Source organism: Corallococcus sicarius, from assembly GCF_003611735.1.
Classification (GTDB): Bacteria; Myxococcota; Myxococcia; order Myxococcales; family Myxococcaceae; genus Corallococcus; species Corallococcus sicarius.
On sequence record NZ_RAWG01000322.1, the window covers coordinates 1 to 10,765 of the forward strand.

A 10,765-nucleotide genomic window follows, 5' to 3' on the forward strand; every position below is an offset into this window, starting at 1 on the left:
GCGCGGAGGCCGGAGGCGCGGAGGCCGGGGGGGCGGAGGCCGGAGGCGTGTCGTCCATCCTCCGCAGGTCCAGCTTCATGGGCACCTGGAGCGTGGTGCTCAGCCGTAGAAGCAGCACGTCCGGCGCGAGGCCGCTCTCGCCAATGGCCTCCGTGAGCTCGCGCGCGGACGGGGCGGTGCCCCGGCCCCACAGCTCCTTCAGGAACGCGCCCGCCTCCGGGGCATGCCACCACGCCGGCCCGAAGCGGGCCTTCAGCTGCCCCTGGAGCTGCCCCGCGAGGAACCACGCCCGGAAGCTGTCGGCGGACTGGTAGAAGTCCTCCTGGTCCAGGAGGTAGCGCTCCACGTCGTCCTCCGTCATGGGCATGGCGCCGGTGCGCGCCATCAGGGCGCGGTACAGCTCGCGCGGATCCACCTCCACGCGCCGGTGCAGCTCCAGCTGGTAGAGCAGCCGGCCCGCCGCGTGGCGGATGAGGTGCAGCTTGTGCGCGCTGGAGGTCGCGAGGAACTGCGCGCGCTTGTCGTTGTCGCCCAGCACCCCCGCGTGCTCCTCCAGCCACACCGGGTCCTCCAGCAGGTCCTCGAAGAGCGCGGAGTACGCCTCGCCCACCGTGGGGTTGCCCAGGCGCGCGAGTTCGAAGCGGGGCTCCTGCGTGAAGGCCGCGTGCAGCACGTGCCCCACCTCGTGCAGCACCCGGCCCTGGTGCAGCACGCCCGTGCCGGGCTTGAACGACAGGCGCACGTCGGAGGGCACGCGCACCGCCATCGCCAGGGGGCGCGGGTTCTTCCGGGGCAGGTCGCGCGCGTCCACCTTCACGTTGGGCAGCGCGGACAGGTCGATGCCCATCCCCGCCACGGTGGCCTGGGCCTTCGCCAGCGACTCGCCCTTGGGGAACGCGTCCTCCACCTCGCGCGAGCGGAACAGGCGCGGGATGTCCGCGCGGGTGAGCTGCGAGAAGGGCAGCCCCAGCTCGCGCTGGCTCAGCCGCTCCATCACCAGCCGGTACGGCTCCTGCGTGGCCTGGAGGACCTCCTCCGCGAGCCTCGCCAGCCGCTCCAGGTCCGCCTGCCGCAGCTCGCTGCCGAAGGCCTCGTAGGACTCGAAGCCCATCTGCTTCACCAGCTCCCCGGTGCGCTCCTCGCGGCGGTACAGCGTCTGGTTGAGGCGCGTGAGCGCGGGCGTGGCCGCCGCGTAGAGCGCCTTGCGCCGGGCCGCGTTCTTCTCGTTGGCGAGCAGCCGCTCCAGGTCGCGGTAGCGCACCTCGCGCCCCTCCACCTTCAGCATGAGCGACGCCTCCAGGTTGGCGGACGCGTCGTTGTACTCGGCCAGTTCGCGCGACAGGAACTCGCCGGCGAAGTGGCCGTGCAGCGCGGTGAGGGCGCGCAGTTCGCGCGGGTCCTTCGTCAGGTGCCGCAGCCGGTCGATGCGCCGCAGGTTCTCCAGGCTGAAGAGCGCTTCCTTGCCCGTGTACGTGGCGGCGATGTCCGCGCCCTGGCCCTCGGTCCAGAACTCCCAGACCAGGCGGTGCTGCTCTTCCAGGAGGAGGGCGGACTCCTTCGCGAGGGCGTCCACCTCCCCGGTCAGTTGCTGCTCCTCACTCGGAGGGGGGAGTGGCGCCGCGGGCGGCGCCTTGTGACAGGCGGCCAGCAGACACAGCGCGGCGGCGAGGAGGGCGGGAATCCTTGGGGACATGAGGCGCCCCATGTTACTTCCGACCTGCCGATGCCCAACGTAAACCCATGGCGGGCGGCCCGGGGACGCCAGGGCCTGTACTCCGCCCTGCGCCACTTCTTCGCCCGTCAGGGCTACCTGGAAGTGGAGACGCCGCTGCTGGTGCCCGCTCCCGGCATGGAGCCGTACATCACCGCCTTCGAGGCCCCCTTCGTCCCGGAGACGGACCTGGGCCGGGCCCGCACCCTGTACCTGCACACCAGCCCTGAATACGCGATGAAGCGCCTGCTCGCGGAAGGGGCCGGGCCGCTGTTCCAGATCTGCAAGGTGTTCCGCAACGGCGAGGTCTCCCAGACGCACAACCCGGAGTTCACGCTGCTGGAGTTCTACCGGCCGCACGCGGACTACCACGCCATCATGGACGACCTGGAGGGCGCGCTGGCGGCGGCGGGGCAGGCGGCGGCCGACGCGGCGCAAGGGGCCCCGGGCGCGGATCCGGCGTTCTTCACGCGCACGCCGTACGAGCGGGTGACGGTGCGGGACGCGGTGCTGCGCGCCACGGGCGTGGACCTGCGGCAGCACGCGGACGGCGCGTCGCTCAAGCGCGCGGTGGAGGCCACGGGCGTGCGCACCGGGGACGCGCAGTCCTTCGACGACGTCTTCTTCCACCTCTTCCTGCAGAAGGTGGAGCCGGGGCTCGGGCAGGAGCGGCCCACGTTCCTCATCGAGTACCCGGCCTCCATGGCGGCGCTGTCCCGACTGAAGCCCGGGGACGGCACGGTGGCGGAGCGGGTGGAGCTGTACGCGAAGGGGCTGGAGCTGGCGAACGGCTTCTCTGAATTGACGGACGCGGTGGAGCAGCGCGCGCGGCTGTTGGAGGAGCAGGAGCTGCGCCGCCGGCTGGGGCGCGCCGTCTACCCGCTGGATGAGCGCTTCCTCGAAGCGGTGGGGCGCATGCCTCCCGCGGCGGGCATCGCCGTCGGACTTGATCGCATCCTCATGCTGCTGCTCGGGGTCCAGCGCATCGAGGACGTCCTCCTGTTCCCCGCACATGGGTTCGTCTGATGCGCAAGGTGCTCCAGACGGTGTTCGCCGGCACGGCCGCGGTGGGCCTCACGGGCCTGACGTCGGCGACGGTGTCGGTGCTGTCCGGGTTCGACCCGCTGGCGGCGGACAAGGTGCTGCGGCTGTGGGGCCGTTCGAGCCTGGCGGCGGCGGGCGTGCAGCATGAGGCGTTCGGCCTGGAGAACGTGCCGGAGGACGGCAACGTCGTCTTCGTGTGCAACCACCAGTCCCACTTCGACGCGATGGTGAACTTCGCGCACCTGCGCAAGCACACGCGCTACGTGGCCAAGGCGGAACTCTTCAAGATTCCGGTGTTCGGCCGGGCGATGCGGCGGGCGGGCAACATCCCGGTGCAGCGCACGGGCGGCGCGGATGACAAGGCGCGGCTGTCAGAGGCCGTGACGGCGGTGCGCGAGCGGGTCAGCGTGCTGTTCTTCGCGGAGGGCACGCGCAGCCCGGACGGGGAGCTGAAGCCGTTCAAGAAGGGCGCCGCGACGCTGGCCATCCAGGCGCAGGTGCCCGTCGTCCCCATGGCCCTCTCCGGCACGCGCCTCATCCTCCCCAAGGGAGGCCGGGCGGTCCGCTGGGGCCAGCGGGTGGCGTTGGTGGTGGGCAGGCCCGTGCCCACGCAGGGACTGACGTTGGCGGACCGCGACACCCTCACGCGACGGCTGGAAGAGGCGGTCGCCGGGCTCTATGCCGAGGCGCGACAGCGCTCGGGAGACACTCCATGAAGAAGACCATCCAGACCACATCCCAAGCGCATCCCTGGCACGGCATCTCGCCCGGGGCGGACGCCCCTGAAGTCGTCAACGCGTACATCGAGATCGTCCCCACGGACGCGGTGAAGTACGAGTTGGACAAGGAGTCCGGCATCCTCATGCTGGACCGGCCCCAGCGCTTCAGCAGCCAGTGCCCCACGCTCTACGGGTTCATCCCGAAGACGTACTGCGGCGAGCAGGTGGCGAAGCGCTGCGCGGAGCGCACCGGGCTCAAGGGCATCCAGGGCGACGGGGACCCCGTGGACATCTGCGTGCTGACGGAGAAGGTGGTCTCCAACGGCAACCTGCTGGTGCACGCGGTGCCCATCGGCGGCTTCCGGATGGTCGACGGCAACGAGGCCGACGACAAGATCATCGCGGTGCTGGAGTCGGACCTGGTGTACGGCGAGCTCCAGTACATCGCGCAGCTGCCGCGCCCGCTGCTGGACCGCCTCAAGCACTACTTCCTCACCTACAAGCAGATCCCCGGTGAGGGAAAGCGCAGCGTGGAGATCGCGGAGGTCTACGACAGGTCGGAGGCGATGGAGGTCATCCGGCGCAGCATGCGCGACTACGACAAGCTCTTCGTGGAGCCCGTGGCGAAGCCCGCCCGGAAGCCCGCACCCGCACCCCGTCGCAAGGGCGCGGCGGGCAAGGGCGCGGCGGCCCGGGGCTCGGCGGCCAAGGGCGCGAAGTAGCGTCCGCGGTGGGTGGCGGAAGGGGCGCGCCAGGTGGCCCCCCTTCCGTGAGGTGCTACGAGCGGCGGGCGCGCTTGAGCGGGGCGCTGGAGCCGCGCTTGCCGCGCGCCGGAGCCGGGGCCTTGCGAGCCGGGGCCTTCTTCACGGCCTGGGCCTTCTTCACGACCTTCTTGGCGGCGGTCTTCACGCGGGCCACGGCCTTCTTCGCGGCGGTCTTCACGCGGGCCACGGCCTTCTTCACCTGAGCCGGGGCCTTCTTCACCTGAGCCGCGGCCTTCTTCACCGGGGCCGGGGCGCTGCGCGTGGCGGCCGCGCCGCGGCGGATGGCGGACTTCACGGCGGACTTCGCGGCGGGCCTGGCAGCGGGCTTCGCGGCCTTGGACGTGGGCCGCGAGGCGGGACCGGGCACGGCGGTGCCGCGCTCGGGGAGCTGGGCCACGAGCTTCTTGGGCGCGATGGCGCGGTAGCTCTCGTCGATCCACGCCTTGATGACGGGCACGGGCACCTGCGAGGCCGAGTCGAAGTGGGCGGACACCCAGCCGCTCTTCCCCAGGCCGTACTCGGTGGGCTCGGTGAAGGGCAGGGTGAGGGCGGCGTCCTTGGAGTCGGGCAGCTTGGCGGAGAGGTTCAGCTTCTCGCCGTCCACGGTCATGAAGAGGAAGGTCTTGTCATTGACCTTCAGCGCGCGGTGTCCCCAGGGAAAGTCCTCGTGGGCTTCGGGGTAGCTCAACGCATGTTCGCGCAGTATCGCTTCGACCTTCTGCGTCTCGTTCTCTGCGGGCATGGGCACCTTGGCTTCGTTGTGGGTCCGGACAGCTTAACCGGACCTGTCGCGTCGGGCGTATTCCCAGATGTCTCGGTCCGTGGGGAGGCGGGTGACGGGCACCCCTTGCCTCTCGCGGCCTCATCCTTCCGGATGCGTCGCATTAGGTAACGGGCTTGGGCCACGCATAGTCTTTGGGTCAACAAGGAGCCTCACCGCAATGCCCCAGTCGCTGCTCGCCACGGATGGCTACAAGTTCAGCATGGCGGAGGCCGGCTGGCCCCTGCGGAAGGAGACGTTCTACTACTCGCACCGCAAGGGCGGGCCGCAGGTGATGCCGTTGGACCTGGACGGCTACATCCGCACGCTGCTGCCCGTGGCCCGGGCGGACGACTATGCCTTCCTCGCCCAGCACGACTACGAGATGGGCGTGGGCTTCAAGGCCGCCATCCAGCGCACGGACCGGCTCACGGTGCGCGCCATTCCCCGGGGCGCGCTGTTCTTCCCGCGCGAGCCCATCCTCACGCTGACGGGCCCCTCCGCGCTGGTGTCCTGGCTGGAGCCGCTGCTGTTGCAGCTCAACTTCCGCATCCAGGTGGCCACCCAGGCCCTGCAGGACCGCGAGGCGCTCTCCCGCGCGCTGGCCACGGTGACGTGCGAGGAGGAGAAGCGCATCGCGCTGGAGACGCTGGACCAGGTGGGCGTGAAGGCCCTGCCCATCCGCGTGGATTCGGAGGGCTACCTGCAGCGGGTGCGGGCGCAGGTGAAGGAGCTGGTGGACATCGTCGAGGACCCTTCGCGCATCTTCGAAGTGGGCCTGCGCGCGGCCACCTGCCTGGAGCAGCACGAGCTGGCGCTCCGGGCCTGCAAGGAAGCGGGCGTGCAGCGCACGAGCAACGTGGAGGGCGCGCGCGTGCTGGGCATGACTCCCGTGGGCACGATGGGGCACGAGCACGTGCAGCGCTACGGCTCCGACGACGCGGCCTTCCGCGCGATGCACGAGCGCAGGCCGCAGCGCTCCAGCTACCTGCTGGACACCTACGACACGCTCACGTCGGGCATCCCGGCCGCGTACAAGCTCATCTCCGAGGAGCCGCAGGGCGGGGACTCCATCCGGTTCGACTCCGGGAACAAGAAGCTCCAGTACCTCTACGCGGTGACGCGCGCGCGGGACATGGGCATCCACCCGGTGCTCATCCTGGAGGACGGCCTGGACGCGCAGATGACGCGCGAGTTCGAGGAGCTGCGCCGGCAGGTGGGCTGGGAGCCGACGGAGCAGTTCTACGGCTACGGCGGCCACATCGTCGCGCGCACCATGACGAGCCCGCTGACGCGCGACCGGGTGGCGGCCATCTACAAGCTGTCGTGCTCCGGCGCGACGGCGGTGATGAAGTTCGGCAACGAACTGGCGGAGGGCAAGCAGAGCATCCCCGGCACGCCCGTGCTCTTCCGCCGCCGCACGGGCTCCGGGCCGCTGGGGCTCGTGGGGCAGGCGGGGGAGCCGACGCCGCAGGGCTACCTGCCGCTGATGGAGGCCCCGCCCGAGATGCCGTCGCTGATGGGCACCGAAGGGCTGACGCCCGAGCAGCAGCGCATCGGCTACACTGCGACCACGCAGGCGCTGGTGGATTCGCTCACGCGGCGCCACTTCCCGCAGGGCCGCTGACGCTTCCGGTTTCTCGGGGGCCGGCGGCGCCAGGCGGTCTGGAGAGGACGTCATGTCGCTGCCCCCACCCCGGTTCCACGACGACGCGCGCGCGGGCCAGCTCTACCTGGAGCGCGTGGCCGAGGTCTCCGAGGAGGCCCGCCGCTACGCCGCCGAGCACCGCGTGCGGCCGGCCCGCGAGGACCGCGTGCGCATCGCGGCGTTCGGCATCGACGCGCAGGTGGCCTTCTGCACGCCCGGCGCCAGCCTCTTCGTCCCCGGCGCCGTGGAGGACACGCAGCGCACGCTGCGCTGGCTGTACGCGCACCTGGACCGGCTCACGGGGCTCGTCTTCTCGTTGGACACGCACCGGGCCTTTCAAATCTTCCACCCGGCGTGGTGGAAGGACGCGGAGGGACGTCCGCCCGCGCCCATGACGGTCATCACCGCGAAGGACGTGCGGGACGGCCGCTGGCACCCCACGCGCCACCCGGAGGAGAGCCTGGCGTACTGCGAGGGGCTGGAGGCGAGCGGCCGGTACGTGCTCACCATCTGGCCGTACCACGCGCTGCTGGGCGGGCAGAGCCACGCGCTGGTGCCGGCGATGTACGAGGCGAGCCTCTTCCACGCGCTCGTGCGCGACACGCCCACCCACTTCGAGCTGAAGGGGGAGCACCCGCTGACGGAGAACTACTCCGTGATGGCGCCGGAGGTGACGCAGGTGAAGGGCCAGCGCGTGGGCGAGTTCAACACGCGGCTCATGGAGCACCTGCTGTCGTTTGATCGGGTGTACGTCTTCGGGCAGGCCAGCTCCCACTGCGTGCTGTCCACGCTGAGGGACTTGCAGCAGCACCTGGAGCGCACGGATCCGTCGAAGCTCCAGCGCATCCACATCCTGGAGGACGCGATGAGCCCCGTGCCCGCGCCGCCCCTGGATCCGCTGCCCGCGGGCCTGGACTTCCCCCGCGTGGCGAAGGCCGCGCTGGAGGGCTTCCGCGCCGCCGGGATGCGCGTGGTGCGCACCACGGACGCGCTGGAGGCGTAGCCCCGCTCGAAAGCCCCCTACCGGTCCAGCCGCGCCATCGCCCACCGCGCCGTCGCTTCGCGCAGGGTCTCATGCGCGCTGGCGCCGGGGCGGGCCTGGGCGCTCAGCTCCACCACGTCACGGAAGAGGGACAGGTCCAACACGGCGTCCGCGTGCACGCTGCCCGCGAAGAGCACCACCTGGGTGCCGTGCTCGCGCGCGAGCCTCGCGAGCGCGACGGGGCCCTTGCCCAGCCACGTCTGTCGATCAAAGCGCCCCTCGCCGGTGAGCACCAGGTCCGCGAGCAGCACGCGCCGCTCCAGCCCCAGCGCGCGCGACACCAGGACGTAGCCGGACGTCAGCTTCCCGCCGGCGAGCGCCGCCAGCCCGTAGCCCATGCCGCCCGCCGCGCCCGCGCCCGGAATCGCCGCGGCCTCTTCACCCGCGACGCGCGCGAAGGTGGTGAGCGCCGCCTCCAATTCCTCCACCGCCTCCGGCCCCGCGCCCTTCTGCGGGCCGAACAGGCGCGCGGCGCCGTCGTCGCCCAACAGCGGCGTGATGACGTCCGTGGCCACCCGCAGCTCCACCTGGCCCAGCCGTGGGTGCCGCGCGTCCGCCTCCACGCGCGCGAGCCTCGCCAGCGACGCGCCACCCGGAGGCAGCGGCGCTCCCTGCGCGTCCAGGAAGCGGAAGCCCAGCGCCTCCAGCGCGCCCTTGCCTCCGTCCGTGGTGGCGCTGCCGCCCAGGCCGACGATGAGCCGCTCGCAGCCCTCGTCCAGGGCCGCGCGCATCAGCTCGCCGGTGCCGTACGTGCACGCGGCGCGGGCATCCCGTTCGTCCGGCGGCACCAGGGACAGCCCCGAGGCCGTCGCCATCTCCACCACCGCGGTGCGCCCGTCGTCCAGGCGTGCCCAGGCGGCCTTCACCGGGGCGCCCAGCGGGCCTCGCACGGTGGTCCACCGCCGCTCGCCGCGTCCGGCCGCGAGCAGCGCGTCCACCGTGCCCGGACCTCCGTCCGCGAGCGGCGCCACGTCCAGCACCACGTCGTGCGACGCCTGCCGCAGCCCCTCCGCCATGGCGGCGGCGGCCTCGGCGGCGCTCAGGGTGCCCTTGAACTCCTGGGGCGCGATGAGCAGACGCGGACGGATCACAGGCAGGGGGCCGCCTGTTCAGCGCGCATCGAACGCGGCGCCAGCGCGGCAGGGAGGGCGGGTGCCTTCGTGGGCACCGCAGGGCTGCGGTGGGCGGAGCGCCACCGCGTCAGCAACAGGGACTTCAAGGTTCCTCCCGGGCCGGGGCGGTCTGGACCCCGGCATACCATTCCAGGAGGGGCCGTGGACCTTGGAGCGAGGGCATCACCCGCTGTGAAATCCGCTCCAACCGGAGGAGCAGGCGCGTCACTTCCTCGGACGGTTGCCGGGCCGGTCCGCGGATCCGCTCGCAGAAGAAGGTGCGGCAGCCGAACGGCCGGTCCGCGTACACCGTGCAGCGCTTGCCCGCCGCATCCAGGAAGGGACAGCCTCCGTCCGCGCGGGGCGGCGGCAGCGTCCGGCCTCGCGTGAGCACGTCCCACTCGGGCCGCCACAACCAGGGTTGCCGCTTCGTGGTGGCCAGCTGGCAGCACTCGCCGCTCGACGGGCAGGAGTAGGGGGCGTAGGCCGCGTCCGCCTGCCGGTAGACGGTGCGCGTCTCCTGCAGGGCGCGCTCCAGCTCCCGCGTACCGCCCGCGGGGGCCCCGTCGTCTGCGTCGTCCCAGTCCGCCCGCCCCATGACCTGAACCGTTCCCACACGTCAGGGTCCGGAAGCCGGACCCCTTGGGTCGTACCCTAACTCACAGCATGCGCAGGACGAAACATTTGAGGTAGCGCGTCTCGCGCAGGTTGAGGAGCACCGGGTGGTCTCGGCCGGCGCCCCGCCGTTCGATGATCTGCACCCGGCGGCGCGCGTCCGACGCGGCCGAGGCGAGCATGTCCTCGAAGGCCTGCTCGTCCACGTGGTACGTGCAGCTCGCCGTGATGAGGATGCCGCCGGGGCGCAGCAGCTGGAAGGCGCGCAGGTTGAGCTCGTTGTAGCCGCGCACCGCCGCGGGGATGGCGTCCTTGTTCTTCGCGAACGAGGGCGGATCCAACACGATGGTGTCGTAGCGCTTCCCCTCGTCCACCGCGTCGCGCATGAAGTCGAACGCGTTGGCCGTCACCACGTCCAGATTGGAGAGCTTGTTGGCCTGGGCGTTCTCGCGAAGCTGCGCGGAGGCCGCGTCCGAAATCTCCACCGCGGTGACGTGCTTCGCGCGCGTGGCCAGCTGGAGCGCGAAGCCGCCCACGTAGCTGAAGCAGTCGAGCGCATCGCCGAAGGCGTAGTGCGCCGCCATCACGTGGTTCTCGCGCTGGTCCAGGAAGGCGCCCGTCTTCTGGCCTTCCAGCAGGTCCGCGCGCATGCGCACGAGCCCCTCGTCGAAGGACACGGGGCCGGGGGGCAGCTCGCCGCGCAGCAGCCCCTTCTCCGGCAGGAGGCCCTCCAGGTGGCGCACGCTCACGTCGGAGCGGTTGATGATGCCCTTCGGGTGGAACTGCTCTTCCAGCAGGTCCGCGATGAGCGCCTTGCGCTGCTCCATGGCGGGGATGAGGAACTGCACGCTGAGGTAGTCGCCGTAGCGGTCCACCACGAGGCCGGGCAGGCCGTCCGCCTCGCCGTGCACCAGCCGGTACGTCGTCTCGTTGGGGAGCGCCAGCTTGCGCAGGGCCTCCGCGGACTGGAGGCGCTTGCGGAAGAAGTCCGCGTCCACGGCGACGTCGTCGTTGGTGAGCCAGCGCAGGGAGATCTTGGACACCTTCGAATAGAAGGCCTTGCCCATGAACCAGCCGCGGCCGTCCACGACGCGCACCACCTCACCGCCCTGGAGGCCGGGGTCGCCGTTGAGGTCCGCGCGGTAGATCCACGGCGGGCCCGCCTGCCACCGGTCGGAGCCGCGGCGCAGCAGCATCACCTGCGGCGTGCCGTCCGGGCCCAGCTCCGGCGTCGTGCGGTCCGGGCGGTGCGCTCATCGCGGACCTGCTGGAAGAGCAGTTCCACCCGAAGGGCATCATCAAACGCTCCGACGTGAGCGTGCGCCACCTGGAGGGCCTCCTGCCGGAGAA

General features: G+C 71.6%; 10 protein-coding genes. 5 read left to right on the plus strand and 5 right to left on the minus strand.

What is annotated here, in order from left to right; all coding sequences use genetic code 11:
- On the minus strand, window positions 1-1,693 hold a 1,693-nt coding region (locus D7X12_RS34005; protein ID WP_120629380.1), incomplete at its 3' end, for a chromosome segregation protein SMC.
- A gap of 30 nt (window positions 1,694-1,723) precedes the next feature.
- Between D7X12_RS34005 and epmA the strand changes: the two genes are divergently transcribed.
- From epmA to D7X12_RS34020, 3 genes are read left to right on the plus strand one after another with little or no spacing between them, the layout of a single operon-like run.
- A complete protein-coding gene (epmA, locus tag D7X12_RS34010) occupies window positions 1,724-2,737 on the plus strand; it encodes an EF-P lysine aminoacylase EpmA (protein WP_120629371.1) in 1,014 nt (337 codons plus the stop codon).
- The gene (locus D7X12_RS34015) at window positions 2,737-3,471 is read left to right on the plus strand and encodes a lysophospholipid acyltransferase family protein (RefSeq protein ID WP_244224947.1); all 735 of its coding nucleotides are present in this window, start codon (window positions 2,737-2,739) and stop codon (window positions 3,469-3,471) included. The genes epmA and D7X12_RS34015 overlap by 1 nt, the downstream gene beginning before the upstream one ends.
- Window positions 3,468-4,196: an inorganic pyrophosphatase gene (locus D7X12_RS34020; protein WP_120629373.1), complete on the plus strand. Its 729-nt coding sequence runs from the start codon at window positions 3,468-3,470 to the stop codon at window positions 4,194-4,196. The genes D7X12_RS34015 and D7X12_RS34020 overlap by 4 nt, the downstream gene beginning before the upstream one ends.
- A 55-nt stretch (window positions 4,197-4,251) precedes the next feature.
- On the opposite strand, the gene D7X12_RS34025 is transcribed toward D7X12_RS34020, so the two are convergent.
- Window positions 4,252-4,980, minus strand: a complete 729-nt coding sequence (locus tag D7X12_RS34025) for an MmcQ/YjbR family DNA-binding protein (RefSeq protein WP_120629374.1) — start codon at window positions 4,978-4,980, stop codon at window positions 4,252-4,254.
- A gap of 199 nt (window positions 4,981-5,179) precedes the next feature.
- Here D7X12_RS34025 and D7X12_RS34030 point away from each other — a divergent pair, with 199 nt between their 5' ends.
- Both D7X12_RS34030 and D7X12_RS34035 read left to right on the plus strand, forming a co-directional pair.
- Window positions 5,180-6,625, plus strand: a complete 1,446-nt coding sequence (locus D7X12_RS34030; protein ID WP_120629375.1) for a nicotinate phosphoribosyltransferase — start codon at window positions 5,180-5,182, stop codon at window positions 6,623-6,625.
- 52 nt (window positions 6,626-6,677) lie between these two features.
- Window positions 6,678-7,649, plus strand: coding sequence for a cysteine hydrolase family protein (locus tag D7X12_RS34035; protein WP_120629376.1), 972 nt, complete (start codon window positions 6,678-6,680; stop codon window positions 7,647-7,649).
- 17 nt (window positions 7,650-7,666) lie between these two features.
- Here the strand turns inward: D7X12_RS34035 and D7X12_RS34040 are convergent, their stop codons facing one another.
- From D7X12_RS34040 to D7X12_RS34050, 3 genes are all read right to left on the minus strand, one after another.
- Window positions 7,667-8,779, minus strand: coding sequence for a glycerate kinase (locus tag D7X12_RS34040; protein WP_120629377.1), 1,113 nt, complete (start codon window positions 8,777-8,779; stop codon window positions 7,667-7,669).
- Between the two features lie 124 nt (window positions 8,780-8,903).
- Window positions 8,904-9,398: a YkgJ family cysteine cluster protein gene (locus D7X12_RS34045; protein WP_120629378.1), complete on the minus strand. Its 495-nt coding sequence runs from the start codon at window positions 9,396-9,398 to the stop codon at window positions 8,904-8,906.
- Window positions 9,399-9,459: 61 nt separating this feature from the next.
- A complete protein-coding gene (locus D7X12_RS34050) occupies window positions 9,460-10,611 on the minus strand; it encodes a class I SAM-dependent rRNA methyltransferase (RefSeq protein ID WP_120629379.1) in 1,152 nt (383 codons plus the stop codon).
- Between the last annotated feature and the right edge of the window lie 154 nt (window positions 10,612-10,765).